At 43.8% G+C, this 16,910-nt stretch carries 16 protein-coding genes; all 16 read right to left on the reverse strand.

Features of this window, described 5'->3' with window-relative positions; all coding sequences use genetic code 11:
* Positions 1-13: 13 nt before the first annotated feature.
* Positions 14-613: a stage III sporulation protein AG gene (locus tag ABE547_RS08395; protein ID WP_347378359.1), complete on the reverse strand. Its 600-nt coding sequence runs from the start codon at positions 611-613 to the stop codon at positions 14-16.
* Complete coding sequence (locus tag ABE547_RS08400) at positions 603-908, reverse strand: stage III sporulation protein AF (protein WP_347378360.1); 306 nt, start codon at positions 906-908, stop codon at positions 603-605. The genes ABE547_RS08395 and ABE547_RS08400 overlap by 11 nt, the downstream gene beginning before the upstream one ends.
* 9 nt (positions 909-917) lie before the next feature.
* Complete coding sequence (locus ABE547_RS08405) at positions 918-2,126, reverse strand: stage III sporulation protein AE (RefSeq protein WP_347378361.1); 1,209 nt, start codon at positions 2,124-2,126, stop codon at positions 918-920.
* The gene (locus ABE547_RS08410; protein ID WP_347378454.1) at positions 2,123-2,509 is read right to left on the reverse strand and encodes a SpoIIIAC/SpoIIIAD family protein; all 387 of its coding nucleotides are present in this window, start codon (positions 2,507-2,509) and stop codon (positions 2,123-2,125) included. The genes ABE547_RS08405 and ABE547_RS08410 overlap by 4 nt, the downstream gene beginning before the upstream one ends.
* 75 nt (positions 2,510-2,584) lie before the next feature.
* On the reverse strand, positions 2,585-2,779 hold the full coding sequence (gene spoIIIAC, locus ABE547_RS08415; RefSeq protein WP_347378362.1) for a stage III sporulation protein AC: 195 nt from the start codon (positions 2,777-2,779) through the stop codon (positions 2,585-2,587).
* A 13-nt stretch (positions 2,780-2,792) separates the two neighbouring features.
* Positions 2,793-3,311: a stage III sporulation protein AB gene (locus ABE547_RS08420; RefSeq protein WP_347378363.1), complete on the reverse strand. Its 519-nt coding sequence runs from the start codon at positions 3,309-3,311 to the stop codon at positions 2,793-2,795.
* Between the two features lie 5 nt (positions 3,312-3,316).
* On the reverse strand, positions 3,317-4,279 hold the full coding sequence (gene spoIIIAA / locus ABE547_RS08425; RefSeq protein ID WP_347378364.1) for a stage III sporulation protein AA: 963 nt from the start codon (positions 4,277-4,279) through the stop codon (positions 3,317-3,319).
* A 317-nt stretch (positions 4,280-4,596) separates the two neighbouring features.
* Positions 4,597-6,081, reverse strand: a complete 1,485-nt coding sequence (locus tag ABE547_RS08430; protein WP_347378365.1) for a sodium-dependent transporter — start codon at positions 6,079-6,081, stop codon at positions 4,597-4,599.
* A 352-nt stretch (positions 6,082-6,433) separates the two neighbouring features.
* On the reverse strand, positions 6,434-8,521 hold the full coding sequence (locus ABE547_RS08435; protein WP_235247751.1) for a polyribonucleotide nucleotidyltransferase: 2,088 nt from the start codon (positions 8,519-8,521) through the stop codon (positions 6,434-6,436).
* 225 nt (positions 8,522-8,746) lie between these two features.
* The gene (gene rpsO / locus ABE547_RS08440; RefSeq protein WP_235247752.1) at positions 8,747-9,013 is read right to left on the reverse strand and encodes a 30S ribosomal protein S15; all 267 of its coding nucleotides are present in this window, start codon (positions 9,011-9,013) and stop codon (positions 8,747-8,749) included.
* A gap of 137 nt (positions 9,014-9,150) precedes the next feature.
* The gene (locus ABE547_RS08445) at positions 9,151-10,803 is read right to left on the reverse strand and encodes a Na/Pi cotransporter family protein (RefSeq protein WP_347378366.1); all 1,653 of its coding nucleotides are present in this window, start codon (positions 10,801-10,803) and stop codon (positions 9,151-9,153) included.
* Positions 10,804-10,815: 12 nt separating this feature from the next.
* Positions 10,816-11,742 (reverse strand): bifunctional riboflavin kinase/FAD synthetase, encoded by a 927-nt coding sequence (locus tag ABE547_RS08450; protein WP_347378367.1) that lies wholly within the window; start codon positions 11,740-11,742, stop codon positions 10,816-10,818.
* A 20-nt stretch (positions 11,743-11,762) separates the two neighbouring features.
* Positions 11,763-12,686, reverse strand: a complete 924-nt coding sequence (truB, locus tag ABE547_RS08455) for a tRNA pseudouridine(55) synthase TruB (protein ID WP_347378368.1) — start codon at positions 12,684-12,686, stop codon at positions 11,763-11,765.
* Between the two features lie 12 nt (positions 12,687-12,698).
* Positions 12,699-13,664 (reverse strand): bifunctional oligoribonuclease/PAP phosphatase NrnA, encoded by a 966-nt coding sequence (locus tag ABE547_RS08460; protein WP_347378369.1) that lies wholly within the window; start codon positions 13,662-13,664, stop codon positions 12,699-12,701.
* Positions 13,648-14,040, reverse strand: coding sequence for a 30S ribosome-binding factor RbfA (gene rbfA / locus ABE547_RS08465; protein WP_347378370.1), 393 nt, complete (start codon positions 14,038-14,040; stop codon positions 13,648-13,650). Before rbfA ends, ABE547_RS08460 begins: the two co-directional genes overlap by 17 nt.
* Positions 14,041-14,055: 15 nt before the next feature.
* Positions 14,056-16,899: a translation initiation factor IF-2 gene (infB, locus tag ABE547_RS08470; protein ID WP_347378371.1), complete on the reverse strand. Its 2,844-nt coding sequence runs from the start codon at positions 16,897-16,899 to the stop codon at positions 14,056-14,058.
* Positions 16,900-16,910: the final 11 nt, after the last annotated feature.

Here is a 16,910-nt window from a genome sequence, read left to right on the forward strand (position 1 = left end):
CTACCTGACCACATCATGATTCATTCTTTTTCATTATTCTAATCTTATGCGTGTCTACTCCAAATAATGCCTGTACCGCTTCTGTTATCTGCTCTTTCACAACTGCATTATCTCCTCCGGATGCCAGAACAACCACACCTTCGATGCTGGGCGTTATGATTTTAGAAATATACGGAATCTGATCATCTACTCCGTCATATACTGTCGTTTCTCTGAGACTGTCGTTCTGTGTGATCCGACTTCCTCCCTGACTGTCGTTTTCCGTGATCGATTCATTCTGGGTCTCCAGATCCTTTTCTACGATCTTCTCCGCAGAAGACCGGAGCGTAATCATTACGGTTACATCACCTGCTCCTTCCATCTGAGACAGCACTTCTTCCAGATGTCGTTCCAGATAATCCACATAACTGCTTTGATCATATGTAAATCCATCCTCTCCGTACGGATCCGCGGATTTCTCCGTTTCCTTCGAATCACCCTGTTTTTCTCCAGTTGGAAGCGTTATGACAAGAAGCAGGATTCCGGACAGGATCAGGATCAGAAGCTGATCCTTTTTCATGCTTTTCAGACGTTTTTTTGCAGATATAAGTATCTGCTTCCTATTATTCTTCAATCCGAATCTCCTCCACCTCTATATTCTGTTCTGATTCTTCGTCAGGAAGCAAAACCGACTCTTCCAGTTCCTGAAGCTTCTCCTGATATTCCGCCTGATCATAATACTTTTGAAATTTCGTATTCATGCCAAAGATTTTCAGCACCGGGATCAGAAACATGACTACCAGTACGAGTCCTGTAAAAAAGCGAATATATTTTTTATACTCAGATCCCGGCACGATCTGTACAAGCATCGTTACCATGACCAGGTAGTACGCAAGATTACGGATCCACATATCTATATGCTCAAACATAACTATACCTCAGATATTTCCTGTGACGGCAGTCACAATTGCAATTGTCAGAAGAAAAAGCATTCCGGTTGTAAATACTACCCGCATCAGCATTCTGCACCCTTCTCCTGCAGTTTCTACACATCCGACGATCCTTTTATCAGAAACCGGCTGAATGACCGCGGCCGCCAGATGATAGAGAAGCGTAATACAGCCAATCTGCACCAGCGGAACCACACACAGCGCAATGCATATGATTGCCCCGGTCATGCCAATTCCATTTTTTATCAGAACAGCCGTTCCCAGAACCACCTCCGTCATTCCGCCAATGGCATCTCCTACACCGGGAATGGCTTCTGCACCCCTGGTCAGGATACTTCTTTTTACGGTATCGATTGCAGGACTGATCATTCCCTGTATCACATTCAGCCCGATTACACATGCCAGCAGCGTTTTCAATCCCCAGTTTACAATCATCCCGATCAGTTCCGCCCCTTTACTCAGATAATCTTCTTCCGACAGATAGTTTAATATTTTCAACATCATATATATATGAATCACCGGAATCACAATCTTAAGAATCACATATTCCGCCAGAGAGATCAGCACCAGAACCAGATGGTAAAATGCAGCTGATGTTACACTTCCTTTTGCAATCGATACAGCAAGAAAATACAACGGACAGAAGACCGTCATAAATGCAGTAATATCTTCTACTCCTGTTTGAACCCACTCAGATACCGCTCTGAATGAATTCAGAAGGATCGCGATCAAAAGCATATATACCACATAAAAACTGATTCCGGCAATCTGGCGGTTCTGGAATATACCGGAGAAATTATGCAGCACTGCAGCGATCGCAGCAATTGCAAGAATATGAATCAGATTCTTTCTGCTGATACGGAACGCATAATCCAGCTGATCCAGAACTAACTGATTCAATAATTCTGCCGAAAATGTCAGATCCCCGGAAAGGACTCCCATCAGGGTATCTTTAAAGTCTACCCGTTCTTCCGGGAACAGCTCTTTCAGGGCTTCATCGACCTCGCCGAATTCAAACAGATCCAGAAGTTCTTCTTCTATGTCTGAGATTTCCTCCACTTCCTGTTCCGTTCTGTCTGTTTTTTCCGATGCAAGACATTCAGCTCCGGTGAGAAAACACGTCAGCATTACAGAGATACCCAGCAGACAGAGGATACACACATTTCGATGTCCTGTCGTTTTCCGTACCTTTCTCATACCATAAAGTCCCTGATCGTATCCAGCAGTGCAATAAGAACCGGCATGCTTAAGGCGAGGATCGTAAGTTTTCCAAATGTCTCAATCTGAGCTGCAACGGTCTGATATCCGGCATCTTTGCATATTCCGGAAGAAAATTCCGCCACATATGTAATTCCCAGCATTTTCATCAGTGTACCTATGTAATAATTGTCCATTTGAATAAAGCCTGCTATCGTTTTCACAGATGTGATCATCCCTTCCAGTTGATCCAGAATGCTGAAAAATATGATCATACTTAAAGTCACACTGATATAGATTCCATATTCCGCTTTTACATTTTTAAACTGAATCGCCAGAAGCGCTCCTGCCACTCCCAGGGTTCCGATCCGTAATATATCCATCACCTGCTTTTGTCCTCCCTTCTTTCGGTCTGCTGACACAGTCCGAATATTTACCCGGATATTTTATCAGGATATTTATAATGTAAATAATCTCTGGATCGATTCAAACAGATCATAGATATATGGAATGATCCAGAACAATACCAGAATCAGACCTGCAAGGCTGGTCAGAAATGCCTGTTCCTCTCTCCCACTGTGTTTCAGAACCTGGCACAATACCGACACCAGTATTCCGACAGCCGCTATCTTAAATATCAGATTTACACTCATGCAGGCCTCCCTCTCATATCAAAAGAATCGATATCAATAAACCGCTCATCACGCCCATGCAATGATACAGTTTAATTCTTGTCTTCTGTTCCCCACGCATATCCTCCATAATATGCTCCATTTCCCCCAGATACAGATCAAGAATCCGAACCTGCATATCTATATCCGCACTGCCCAGCTGTTCTCCCAGATGAAGCAGTTTTTCTCTCACAATCTCAGGAAGCCCGACATCCCAAAGATGCTTCTGTGTCTGCATTTTCCAGATTGCGGACAGCCTGATTCCCTGTCTTTGCTCTAATTGACATGACATATCAAGAAGCCATCCGGAGTAAGGTTCCTCCTGATATGCGGCAATATTGCGAAATGCTTCTGATAAAAAGGCCCTTGAGTAAAGGATCTCGCTCCGCAGCCGATAGAGAAGCCTCTGCAGATATTGCAGCTGGAGATACTGATTGCGATACTGCTCCGCAGCAAGCATTCCCCATGCAGAAGTGGATGATATAATCAGACAAATCCCCAGAAATCTTATCATATCCCTTACTCCACAGAAGCTCTGTGCATCTCCCTTAGTCCTCCCTGATACAGCATACTGCCCCGTTCATCAAAGATTCCTTCAATGTGTCCTGCATGTTCCCGACTTCCAAGCAGTATGTATCGTTCAAATCTTCCCTCCGCGATCATCTGATCGAAAAGCGGTTTTTTTCGCAGTTCTTCCATGGAAGACGCATGCACGGTGGCTATCATTTTGCATCCACAGTGCATGGCATACTCAATAGCATGTACATCCTGCACCGTTCCGATCTCATCCACTGCAATCACTTCCGGGCTCATCGTACGAATCAACATGATCATGCCCTCCGCCTTCGGACATCCGTCCAGTACATCGGTACGTATCCCCAGCTGATTCTGTGCAACTCCCATATAACATCCGCCTATCTCGGAACGTTCGTCCACAACTCCCACCGACATCCCCGGGATCCAGCTGTTTCCGTTCGATATCTGGCGGATCAGATCGCGGAGCAGCGTTGTCTTTCCGCATCCCGGCGGTGAAACAATTAACGTATGACATAATTTTCGATTACAGATAATATAAGGAAATACGGCATCCGCACACCCCAGTATCTCATGTGACATTCGTATATTGATCGATGAAATGTATTTCAGATTCTTCACTTGTCCGTTCTCTATCATTGCCTGTCCCGTCATGCCCACTCTGTGTCCTCCTTCAATGGTAATAAATCCTTGTTTCATTTCCTGTTCGTATGCATATAACGAATAATTACTGATGTATTCCAGTGCCTCCTTCAGATCCTCCTTTGTAACCAGATATGGCCTGCCGCTCTTTACCAGAGGCATCCGCTCTTCACCACGGTAGATCAGCAATAACGGCTTTTCCATACGAAGCCTGATTTCCTGAAGAAACATATATTGCAGATGTTCTGCGCTGATTGTTTCACGAATCCTGTGCGGCAGAATTCTCAGAATTTGATTTTCCAGCATATTTGTCCACCTCTTTACACCAATGTATATGTAAAATTTTCTAAATTATTCCAAAATTGTAGACGGGGACGGGGGATTTTTAAAAATCCCCCGTCCCCGTCTACAATTCGTCTACAATTTCATACAAAAAGGAAGCCAGCATCTCTGCTGACCCCCTTTTTGTATTGATAAACAGAAGTTTATTTTCCTGTTTTCGTCTTTTCTTTTTTAAACACTTTTACCATAAAGTAACTAAATCCGCCAATATACCCAACGAGTGTAATTACCATCATTATAATTGCATCTATCGTCATAACACATTACCTTCTTTCTAAATATTATTTACAGTCTTTTGTCAGAGGTCCTTTTACTGTCTTCTTATTAAAGAACTTGGAAAGTATGATACCAACAATTATTACAACACTAAACTGTAACAGAACTGTTCCTGTGTTATCCTGAATCACAAATGGATTCATCCATGTATCCGGGAACCATTCTTTTGTCTGCAGGAGCCAGTATCCAACCATGATCGCTACAATAATCGGCATAATATACATACATGTATTGAAGTATGCTTTCGGGAAATGAACTTCTGCACCTTTTGCATTGACCTCTTCTGTACGTAATTTTTCAACACCGTATTTCCATGCAAGGATTGCAATTAATGCACCACTTACTAACAATCCAAGACCCCATACCCAGTCCTGATTGTCAATGTTGTTCAATGACCAGCAAGAGAAGCATCCTACCAGGAAGCCTGCTCCGCAGACTCCAACAACGGCTTTTTTACGAGATACACCAAGGTCAACTACACATTTCACTCCAACTTCAATCATGGAGAACAGTGATGTAATCGCTGCTACTGCAAGTACTCCAAAGAAAATGAATGAGATAAATCTTCCACCCGGAATCGTTGTAAACAACTGATAAATGTAAATAAATGTAAGTCCAAAGTTTCCCTGAGAGAGTGCTTCATTCGCAGCCTCCGGTGTGGCTGAAAGTGCACAGATTGCAGGAATTACCACAAGTGCTGACAGGATTGCACCAAGGTTATCACCAAGTCCCATGATCAGGCAGCTTGTAGGAACATCTTCATCTTCTCCTACATAGTTCGCATATGTAATAATGAATCCCCAGCCTGCTCCTGTACTCCATGCAGCCTGAATAAATGCCTGAATCCATGTGTTTGGACTGAAAATATACTCTTTCTTAATTGTAAAGAGGTACTGAAGCCCCTGGCTTGATCCGTTTAATGTCATTGCATAAATTGCCAGACCTACGAGAATTAAAAACAATGCCGGAATAGCAACTTTACAGAATCTTTCAATACCACCTGAAATACCCTGATATACTACAAAACATGCCACCGCAAATCCTATTGCATGGAATATAATAACCTGCAAAGGCGAATCTGTAAATGCTGTCCACAATGCCGTTGTCGTTTCCGTTGTCAGATTCGGTTTAAATGATGTAACAGAATTCACTGCATATTTTAAACAGTAACCCTGAAGCACACAATAGTAACTCATCAGGAAGAAACAAACTGCAGCTACAAAGAAGCCCATCCATGTGTATTTCTTACCACCACAATCACGGAAAGAACCGATACATCCAAGTCTGGCTTTTTTACCAATCGCCATCTCTGTTGAAAGAAGCGGTACTGCAAAAATCAACATTGCAATTGTCCATGCTAAAATAAATGCTCCGCCGCCATTTGCCGCACATACACGTGGGAAACGCCACACGTTACCTGTTCCGATACACATACCAAGCGCAGCTGCTATATAGCCTATGGTACTAAATTTTTCTTGTTTCTGTTCCATAAAATCAACCTCCATTCAACACAACACTCTTTTTTGAAGTCTCAAATTCACTGTTAATATTGTCTGTTGTAATTACTCTTGAAACTTCTAAGAGTATTCGAATTTCTTTGTAGTTTACAAAGAAATTACCAGATACTTCTGTTTATCCTTTCCTCATGTCTGTTATTTTAGTTGTGATTATTTTAACACCCTCCCATTATAAAGTCAATAAAAACATTACATTTTCTTATGCTTCCATTACTTTTTCTTATGTTTTTAATATATTTTCTCAAATCTGCATACTTATACAAAAGAAAAAGCACGTGACATCTGATGTTTTCATCATCAAATGCCACGTGCTGATTTTACACTTTTATTCAGCTACATCTTTCATACTGAAGGACATTCTTCCCATCTTGTCTTTTCCAAGGCAAACCACTTTTACTACATCTCCGAGTGTCAGCACATCCTCTACCCGATTGATTCTTTCTTTTGAAATCTTGGAAATGTGTACCATTCCTTCTTTTCCTGGTGCAAATTCTACGAATGCACCAAATTCTTTGATGCTGACTACTTTTCCTTCCAGAACCTGTCCGGCTTCAAAGTCTGTAACGATGATATAGATCAGCTTGCGTGCTTTGTCCATGCTCTCTGCATCTGTTCCGCAGATGGATACAGAACCGTCATCTGTGATATCGATCTTAACGCCTGTCTGGTCGATGATTGCATTGATCGTCTTTCCACGCTGTCCGACTACATCACCAATCTTCTGTGGATCAATCTGCATCTGGATGATCTTCGGTGCATACGGTCCTACTTCCGGTCTTGGCTCTGCAATTGCTTTGGACATTACTTCATCAATAATGTAAAGTCTTGCTTTTCTTGTCTTTGCAATTGCTTCTTCAATGATCGGTCTTGTCAGTCCGTGAATCTTGATATCCATCTGGATTGCAGTGATACCCTTATGCGTTCCTGCAACCTTGAAGTCCATATCTCCGAAGAAGTCTTCCAGTCCCTGAATATCTGTCAGTACCAGATAATCCTCATCTGTATCTCCTGTTACCAGACCACAGGAAATACCCGCAACTGCGGATTTGATCGGAACACCTGCAGCCATCAGTGACATAGAAGATGCACATACACTTGCCTGTGAAGTGGATCCATTGGATTCAAATGTCTCAGATACGGTACGGATCGCATATGGGAATTCCGTCTCATCCGGCAGTACCGGAATCAGTGCACGCTCAGCAAGCGCTCCATGTCCGATCTCACGACGTCCCGGTCCTCTGGAAGGTCTTGTCTCACCTACAGAGTAAGACGGGAAATTGTAATGATGCATATATCTCTTAGTGGTCTCAGATTCATCCAGACCATCGAGTCTCTGTGCCTCAGCAAGAGGAGCAAGTGTCGTAATGTTACAGATCTGTGTCTGTCCACGTGTAAACATTGCAGAACCATGCACTCTCGGAATCAGGTCAATCTCTGCAGCCAGTGGTCTGATCTGATCGATCTCTCTGCCATCCGGACGCTTGTGATCCTTTAAGATCATCTTGCGAACCGTCTTTTTCTGATACTGATAGATGGCATCCGGAAGAACTGCAAGCCATTCTTCATTTTCAGCAAATGCCTCTTCCAGTTTTGCAGTGATCACACGGATATTCTCTTCTCTTGTCTGTTTATCATCTGTGAAAACAGCTTCTTCCATCTCAGCCGGTGTTACAATCTCTCTGATCGCAGCAAATAATTCTTCCGGAACTGCACAGCTCTCATATGCATGCTTCGGTTTTCCACATTCCGCAACGATCGTATCGATAAATGCAATTACCTGCTGGTTTACTTCATGTGCTGCAAAGATTGCATCTATCATTGTCTGTTCCGGAACCTCATTAGCTCCTGCTTCAATCATGATTACTTTTTCTTTTGTTGATGCAACCGTCAGAGCAAGATCAGATACTTCCTTCTGTGCTGCAGTAGGGTTGAATACAAACTCTCCGTCAACCAGTCCTACCTGAGTTGTAGAGATCGGTCCGTCAAACGGAATATCAGATATTGTTGTAGCAATTGCTGCTCCAAGCATCGCCGTAAGTTCCGGTGAGCAGTCCTGATCTACAGACAGAACCAGATTCTCCAGTGTTACATCGTTACGATAATCCTTTGGGAACAGAGGTCTCATCGGGCGGTCAATCACACGACAGGTAAGGATTGCATTCTCCGTTGCTTTTCCTTCTCTCTTATTAAATCCTCCCGGAATCTTTCCAACAGCATATAATCTTTCATTATACTCAACACTAAGCGGGAAGAAATCAACACCTTCTCTTGGCTTCTCTGATGCAGTTGCCGTACAAAGGACTGTAGTATCGCCATAGTGCATCAGAACTGCACCATTCGCCTGCTTCGCAACTCTGTCAACATCAACTCTCAGAGTTCTTCCGGCTAATTCCATTTCAAACTTCTTATACATATTATTCTCCTTTTATGAAATCTTCTGTGAACCGAAATTTTCCCGAAACTACTGAAAAATATACTTTTCTGCAAATATACTTTTCAGTGGTCTCGGATAAACTATATCAATTCACAATCTTAATTATTATACCATAGTTCTCCGAAATATGCCACCATATTTTAGAGTATCTGATTTTAGTCCGAAAAATGGGACGTCCTTTCGAACGTCCCAGAATGGCTGATATTATTTTCTCAATCCAAGTTTTTCGATCAGTGTACGATATCTTTCAATATCTGTCTTCTTAAGATATGCAAGAAGCCCTCTTCTCTGACCAACCATCTTCAGAAGTCCTCTTCTTGAATGATGATCCTTCGGATTGTTCTTGAAGTGCTCTGTCAGGTCATTGATTCTTGCTGTCAGAATTGCAATCTGTACTTCCGGTGAACCTGTGTCTCCGGCTGTTCTTCCATACTGAGCTACAATCTGTTCTTTCTGTTCTTTTGAAATCATTGTTACATCCTCCTAAAAATCTAATCTTTAACGCCTGATATTAAGTAACGGTTGGAGTATCCGGTTACCGAACACCGGCTTTTACCACTTGCCAAGTATATCATACAGAAGACATAAAGTAAAGCAAAAATTTACAATTATTCTTCTTCCTCTTCTTCCGGATCATTTCCGTCCGGTTCCAGAATTGCAAATGCGATATTTGTTGCATGATCGGCAACACGTTCCAGTCCGGATACTGTATCTGAGAATATCATTCCCGCTTCCGGTGTACATTTATTCTTGGTCAGACGCTTCACATGCGCTTTCTGAAGTCTCTTTTCCTCTGCATCGATTTCATCTTCCAGATTTAAGATCTCGCGCATATGCTCATGGTTATCATTGGTAAACATATCCAGTGAATACTCCAGGATTGTCACAACCTTATCCATCATATCCTGAAGCTGTTTCTTGGCTTTGTCACTGAGTTCAACATCCTCTTCCACTCTCATTTTCGCAGAATCCGCAAAGTTCTCTGCATGATCACCGATACGTTCGATATCATTTACCACATGGAAAAGAGCTCCGATCAGTCCTGCATCTGCAATCGGCAGATCCATCTCATTAACCCGGACCAGATAATCGGTAATCTTCCGGTTCAGGAAATCCACATATTTCTCCTTCTGGTATACTTCCTGCATCTTTTCTTCATCCAGCATACAAAGCGCTTCCATACCCGTTTTCAGATTCTGAATCGCTACCTTACCCATGTGCTCAATCTCCCGGATAACGTCACGAACAGCCGTTGTAGAAGACATCATAGAACCGTCACCAATATAGAGAAGCTCATACTCATCATCTGGCGTAGCATCTTTTCCCGGCACGATCTTATAGGTTGCCTTCACGATCCATCCCATGAACGGGAACATCATCGCCACCTCAAGTACCTTCATGAGCGTATGAACATTAGCAACCGAACGCGCCAGACTGCCTCCGGATATGTACAGGATCATATTTGTAAATGGTTTGATAGCAACAAGCAGGATACAGAAAAAGATTGCAGATCCGATCAGGTTAAACAGGAAATGAATCAATGCCGCACGCTTTGCGTCCTTCTTTCCGCTGAGACTCGCTACCAGAGCTGACACACAGGAACCGATATTACAGCCCAGAATCATAAACGGACATATCGTAAACTCCAAAAGTCCCTGAGACACCATCAGCAGGATAATACCTACCGTTGCAGAAGAACTCTGCAGCACTGCCGTAATCAGAAAGCCTACCAGTATCGCTGCAAACGGATTCGTCAGGGATGCAAGAAAATTCAGGATCTCCGGCGAATTTTTTACAGCCGTCATGCTGTCCGACATAATACTGAGTCCCATGAACAGAATACCAAATCCCAGAATAACTTCTCCGATTTTTTTGATACTCTGCTTTTTACAGAACATTACCATAATGACACCGATGATCACGATCAATGGTGCAATGTCTGACAGATTGAAAGCAATCAGCTGCCCGGTTATCGTCGTACCGATATTGGCACCCAGAATAACGCCTGACGCCTGCATCAGATTCATGAGTCCTGAGTTAACAAAACTGACCACCATTACCGTAGTCGCATTCGATGACTGAATAATCGCAGTAAAAACGATTCCTACTACCATTCCTATAAATCTGTTCTTTGTAAAAAATTCCAGGATACTCCTCATCTTGGCGCCGGCTGCTTTTTCCAGACCTTCGCTCATCATTTTCATTCCATAGAGGAAGAAACCCAGTCCTCCAAACAACAGAAAAATTGTTGTGATCCCCATTCGTATTCTCCTTTATTTCTCAAATGTGAAAAAATGTTTCCCAGATTCTATATCCCTGTCAATACAGCTTTTCAGCTCGTCCACAGTGTCAAACTTACATTCCGGCCTGCAGAACTTCAATAATTCAACAGTGACTTCTTTTCCATAAGCATCTCCATGATAATCAAACAGAAAACTTTCTGTCAGCACTCTGTTCTGATCACTCACGGTCGGTTTCACACCTACGTTTGATATTCCCTGATATCTCCGACCGTCAAGCCATACATAACACAGATACACTCCATACGGCGGAACAATCTTATCTGACGGCCATGCCACATTCAGTGTCGGAAACCCAAGCGTTCTTCCAAGCTTCCTTCCATGCTCCACTCTTCCGCTTACACTATAATAATATCCCAGAAGTTTCCGGACAAGTTCCATGTCTCCCTGCTTCAGAACCTCCTTGATATAAGTACTGCTGATGATCCTGTCATGATATCGTTCTTTTTCCATCACAAACAGTTCATAGCCGAAGATCTTCGCATACTCTGACAGCATCTGCACATCTCCGTGCTTTTCATATCCAAATCGAAAATCCGTTCCTACCACAACATATTTTGCATGAAAAAGCTGTTTTACAATGTTCTGAATAAAATCCTCTGCTTGTATCTGCCGGAAATTTTGTGTAAAGGGACACTCTACCAGATAATCCACTCTTCCGTCCAGATGTGCTTTACGCTCCTCCCCCGTCATAAGAACCTGTGGGAGAATCCCTTTTTCCTCCCACAGTGGATGCATATCGAAGGAGCATACTACACTGCAGATCTCTTCTTTTTCACTTAATTTGCGTACCTTATCTACCAGAATCTGATGGCCCCTGTGCAGTCCATCAAATTTCCCGAAGGTAACCGCCGTTTTTCTGTCATCATGATAATGTGACAGCCAACTGATATATTGCATGTTTGTCCCTCTAATCGTAATTATTCCTCACAAAAGAACATCTTTACAATCCGATATTCTTTCTTTTCCTCCTGCCAGTTATAAAGCCCTATAAAATGTCCCTGTTCATCATATACTCTGATACATTCGCCGTCACATTCCGGCTGAGGAGCCTTCCCATTCTCCTCATATACTGCATTGCATGTCAGGGAATTTCCATTCTTTGCCAGAAAATCCCAGGATTTTCTGACGGTAAGCTTACGATATTGCAGAAACATACTGTCAATCGGAGTAACTATGTCCATTAATCGGCCTTCCTGCTTCTTCCCGGCGATCTCATCCAGGGTCAGACTTTCTCCGATCTCAAAGCGGCTTACCCGTGTACGTGTCAGTTCTTCCATGCAGCCGCCACATCCCAGTTTTTCTCCTATATCATGGCACAGAGTACGGATATACGTTCCTTTCGAACAGGACACCCGCATTTTCACCCTCGGAATCTGTATCTCGAGTATCTCTATCTCATGAATTTTCACTTTTCGGGATTTACGCTCTACCACTTTCCCTTCGCGGGCAAGTTCGTACAGTTTTTTTCCTCCAACCTTCAAAGCGGAATACATGGGCGGAATCTGTTCATATTCTCCGACAAAACTTCTTATAGCCGCGGATACCATCTCTTCATTCAGTTCTTTCGTTTCATTCGTCTCAAGAATCTGTCCGCTGATATCCTGTGTATCTGTAGACTGACCCAAAAGCAAAACCGTCTCATAGGTCTTGTCTTTATCTGTCAAAAGATCACACAGCCTGGTAGCTTTCCCGAGGCAGACCGGAAGTACTCCCACAGCATCTGGATCCAGTGTACCCGTATGTCCGATCTTCTTCTGACCTGTGATTCCCCGAAGCTTTGCTACCACATCGTGAGATGTATATCCTTTTTCCTTGTACACATTTAATATCCCGTGTATCATATAACACTCCTGTTACTCTTCTGTCTTCCTCATCTGCAGTTCAATCTGCTCAGACAGATTATTCAGTACGTCATGAGGTGATCCGTGCATGGTAAAGCCTGCGGCTTTCCTGTGACCTCCTCCGCCAAAATATTGTGCAATACGACTTACATCTATCTTATCTTTTGACCGGAGACTCACTTTATAAATATTCGTTTTCTGCTCATACATGAAAATGGCCACTTCAACGCCCTTCGTCACCCGAAGCTGACTTACAATCCCTTCCAGATCCTTGGGCGTCACCCCATAGAATTCCATAACATTCTTTTTTACATAAGAGGCGATACATGCCCCGTCCATAAACACAATACTTTCCAGAAGTGCTCTTCCCAGAATCTGGTTTTGTGCATACGTCTTCTCATAAAATGTATCCTGTATGATTTTCGGACCATCCACCCCTTTTTCCAGAAGCCCTGCAGCTATCCGCATCGTCTCCGGACTCGTACAGGAATACTGAAATACGCCTGTATCATGTACAATTCCCAGATACAGAGAAGAAGCGGTCTCAAGAGAGATCTTATCCTCTTCCAGCAGTCTGCAGATAAGTTCAGAGGTGGAGCTTGCATCCGGAACCACATAATTCTCCTCCGCAAATCCCCTGTTACTGATATGATGATCCACACAGAGTGTATGTTTTGCAGCGTCAAACAATGGTACAGAAAATTCCAGTCTGTCTTTGTCACCGCAATCCAGACAGATAAACAGATCATAAACAGTCTGCTCTTCTGGTATCTCATGCCGGATCTCTTTTGCAGCTTCTATAAACTGAAAGGATTCCGGAATCTCTTCCAGATAAACATCTACTCTTTTGTCTTTACAGTTCTCGCGGATATACTGATAGAGCCCAAGACACGAGCCCACACAGTCACCATCCGGACGAGCATGGCCGCCGATCGCAACAGAACCGGCACCCATTAACATCTTATTCAGAATATTCATCGGTATCATCACCTTCCGTTTTCAAGCCTCTGGTTACTTCTTCGATCTTTTTCGACATATGAACGCCGTATTCAATCGACTGATCCAGCACGAACCGGATCTCCGGTGTATTCCGGAGATTCAGTGTTCTTGCCAGTTCCCGGCGGATATACCCTTCCGCACTCTGCAGGCCCAGGATTGTCTGTTCCTGCTCATGTTCATCTCCCAGCACACTGATGTATGCCTTACATGTTTTCAGATCCGGGGCAACCTCAGCGGCTACCACAGAAGTCCACGGTGCAACACGCGGGTCTTTGATCCCGCCACGGATAATGTTGCTGAGTTCTCTCTGAACTTCTGTGTTTACCCGGGTATTCTTTATACTTCTTTTTCTCATATATTACTCCCTGAATTATCTTGGAATCTCGACCATCTTGAATGCTTCTACAAGGTCTCCTTCCTTCACATCATTAAAGTTTGCAAATACGAATCCACACTCGTATCCGGCTCTTACTTCTTTTACATCATCTTTAAAACGTCTCAGAGATGCCAGCGGTCCTTCAAAGATTACGATTCCGTCACGAGTGAGACGTACAGAGCAATCTCTTTCAAATGTACCGTCAAGCACATAAGAACCGGCAATCGTTCCTACACCGGAAGCCTTGAATGTCTGACGCACTTCCGCATGCCCCAGTACTTTCTCTTCAAATACAGGATCCAGCATACCCTTCATAGCAGCCTCCACATCCTCAATCGCATTATAAATGACGCGATACAGACGGATATCTACACCTTCTCTGTCTGCTGTCTCCTTTGCAGTTACATCCGGACGGACATTAAATCCAATGATGATTGCATTTGACGCAGATGCCAGGCTGACATCTGATTCATTGATCGCACCTACACCGCCATGAATGATCTTCACTACGACTTCATCATTGGAAAGCTTCAGAAGACTCTGTTTAATCGCTTCCACAGATCCCTGAACATCCGCTTTGACTACAATGCCAAGTTCTTTCAGATTACCTTCCTGAATCTGTGTAAACAGATCATCCAGAGACAACTTGGACTTCGTATCTTCCAGAAGTTTCACCTTACTCTGAGAGATAAATGTATCTGCAAAGCTTCTTGCTTCTTTATCGTTCGCACATCCGACAAATACTTCTCCTGCATTTGGAACATCATTGAGCCCCAGAATCTCTACCGGAGTGGAAGGACCAGCCTCTTTTACACGCTTACCCTTATCATCCATCATGGCTCTTACTTTACCATGTGCAGAACCGGCAGCAATGGAATCACCAACTCTCAAAGTTCCCTTCTGCACCAGAATATTTGCTACGGAACCTCTTCCCTTATCCAGTTTTGCTTCCAGAACCAGACCTCTTGCACGACGATTCGGATTGGCCTTAAGTTCCATCACTTCAGCTGTCAGAACGATCATCTCCATCAGATCTTCCAGACCTTCTCCAGTCTTGGCAGATACCGGTACAAAGATGGTGCTTCCACCCCAGTCTTCCGGGATCAGTTCATATTCTGTCAGCTCCTGCTTCACACGTTCGATATTCGCACTTGGCTTATCAATCTTATTTACCGCAACAATAATCTCAACACCTGCGGCTTTTGCATGGTTGATTGCTTCTACGGTCTGCGGCATCACACCATCGTCTGCAGCAACGACCAGGATCGCAATGTCCGTAGAACTTGCTCCACGCATACGCATTGCCGTAAATGCCTCATGTCCCGGTGTGTCGAGGAATGTGATCTTCTCACCGTTGATCTCTACAACATATGCACCGATGTGCTGGGTGATTCCTCCCGCTTCTTTGTCAATCACATTGGTATGGCGGATTGCATCCAGAAGAGAAGTTTTTCCATGGTCGACGTGTCCCATAACGCACACAACCGGCGGACGTTTTTTCATTTTCTTTTCGTCTTCTTCATCTTCCTTGAGCAGTTCTTCGATTACATCTACGACCTCTTCCTTCTCACAGAGAACATCAAACTCCAGTGCGATCTCTTCTGCAGTTTCGTAATCAATTTCCTGGTTAACGGTTACAATCTTACCCTGCATAAACAGTTTCTTTACAATGACAGAAGGAACGATCTTCATCTTATCAGCCAGATCCTTAATTGTAAGGACTTCCGGAATTACGATGGATTTTACTTCTTCTTCCACCTTCTGAGCTTTCTGCTGCGGCTTCTGAAGCTGCTGTTTCGGCTCATTTTTCTTTTTGCCCTTCAGCATGCCGTCCTCGTCATCTCCATGACGATAGTCTTTTTTCTTATATTCGTCCTTCCCTTTACCCTTGCTTCTCTGTGGCTTCTGACCTTCGATCGCAGGTGCCGGAATGCTGGAATTATTTCTTCTGTCGCTGCCGCGTCTGTCTGATCTTTCTCCCTGCTTACGTCCCTGATTTCTGTCTCTTCCGTCACGTCCGTCTCTTCCGTCACGTCCGTCTCTTCCGTCGCGGCTGTCACGTCCGTCTCTTCCGTCACGATCTGCGCCAAATCGCTCCTGACGTCCGTTCTGTGGACGATCTCCACGCTGAAATCTCTGTCCGCCTCTGTTATCACGGCCTTCTCTATTATCACGATTTTCTCTGTTTTCACGATTTTCTCTGTTTTCACGTCCGTCTCTTCCGTCACGTGCCGGCCTTGTATCACGGCTGTCTGATCGTCTGTCAAAAGTTCTTTCACTTCTTTCCTGACGTCTCGGAGCCTGATTTTTTTCATTGGAAACCGTCTGCTTTTCCTGCACTTTTTCTACCGGTTTTTCCGGACGCTTTTCTGTCTCCGGCTTCTCCTGTGGCTGTGCCACCGGACGTTTTACCTGCTCCTGTGGCTTTTCAGCAGGCTTCTGCTGTGACTTTTCCGGACGCTTCTCTGTCTGAGGCTTCTCTGCAGTTACCGCAGCCGCCGGTTTCTTTGCAGGACGTCCGTTATTCACCTGCATTGGTCTTCCCTGGGAAGGATTCTGTCTGTTTCCACCAGGTCTTCTTCCCTGCTTACTGCCATTTTGTGTATTCTGTGGACGGAACACATGTACAATATTCTTCTTCTTCGGAGCTTCCGCCTCTGTCTTCTCTACACTCTTTTCCCCCTTCGGAAAAGCCTTTCTGACTGCTTCTGCATCTGCTTCCTCTACTGCACTCATATGTGTTCGTACTTCTATGTTTTTACTTTTCAGGAAATCAACGATTTCCTTATTGGAAACCCCCAATTCCTTCGCTAATTCATATACTTTGATTTTTGACATATTGTCTGCCT

The sequence above is a fragment of the Dorea sp. YH-dor226 genome, assembly GCF_039832105.1.
GTDB lineage: Bacteria > Bacillota > Clostridia > Lachnospirales > Lachnospiraceae > Dorea_A.

What these genes read in the sequence shown, in the direction of transcription:
- infB (WP_347378371.1), bottom strand. Translation starts at nt 16,899, where the DNA reads ATGTCAAAAATCAAAGTATATGAATTAGCGAAGGAATTGGGGGTTTCC.
- spoIIIAC (WP_347378362.1), bottom strand. Translation starts at nt 2,779, where the DNA reads ATGAGTGTAAATCTGATATTTAAGATAGCGGCTGTCGGAATACTGGTG.
- ABE547_RS08450 (WP_347378367.1), bottom strand. Translation starts at nt 11,742, where the DNA reads ATGCAATATATCAGTTGGCTGTCACATTATCATGATGACAGAAAAACG.
- rpsO (WP_235247752.1), bottom strand. Translation starts at nt 9,013, where the DNA reads ATGATTTCAAAAGAACAGAAAGAACAGATTGTAGCTCAGTATGGAAGA.
- rbfA (WP_347378370.1), bottom strand. Translation starts at nt 14,040, where the DNA reads ATGAGAAAAAGAAGTATAAAGAATACCCGGGTAAACACAGAAGTTCAG.
- ABE547_RS08420 (WP_347378363.1), bottom strand. Translation starts at nt 3,311, where the DNA reads ATGATAAGATTTCTGGGGATTTGTCTGATTATATCATCCACTTCTGCA.
- spoIIIAA (WP_347378364.1), bottom strand. Translation starts at nt 4,279, where the DNA reads ATGCTGGAAAATCAAATTCTGAGAATTCTGCCGCACAGGATTCGTGAA.
- ABE547_RS08400 (WP_347378360.1), bottom strand. Translation starts at nt 908, where the DNA reads ATGTTTGAGCATATAGATATGTGGATCCGTAATCTTGCGTACTACCTG.
- ABE547_RS08430 (WP_347378365.1), bottom strand. Translation starts at nt 6,081, where the DNA reads ATGGAACAGAAACAAGAAAAATTTAGTACCATAGGCTATATAGCAGCT.
- truB (WP_347378368.1), bottom strand. Translation starts at nt 12,686, where the DNA reads ATGATACACGGGATATTAAATGTGTACAAGGAAAAAGGATATACATCT.
- ABE547_RS08405 (WP_347378361.1), bottom strand. Translation starts at nt 2,126, where the DNA reads ATGAGAAAGGTACGGAAAACGACAGGACATCGAAATGTGTGTATCCTC.
- ABE547_RS08460 (WP_347378369.1), bottom strand. Translation starts at nt 13,664, where the DNA reads ATGAATATTCTGAATAAGATGTTAATGGGTGCCGGTTCTGTTGCGATC.
- ABE547_RS08445 (WP_347378366.1), bottom strand. Translation starts at nt 10,803, where the DNA reads ATGGGGATCACAACAATTTTTCTGTTGTTTGGAGGACTGGGTTTCTTC.
- ABE547_RS08410 (WP_347378454.1), bottom strand. Translation starts at nt 2,509, where the DNA reads ATGGATATATTACGGATCGGAACCCTGGGAGTGGCAGGAGCGCTTCTG.
- ABE547_RS08435 (WP_235247751.1), bottom strand. Translation starts at nt 8,521, where the DNA reads ATGTATAAGAAGTTTGAAATGGAATTAGCCGGAAGAACTCTGAGAGTT.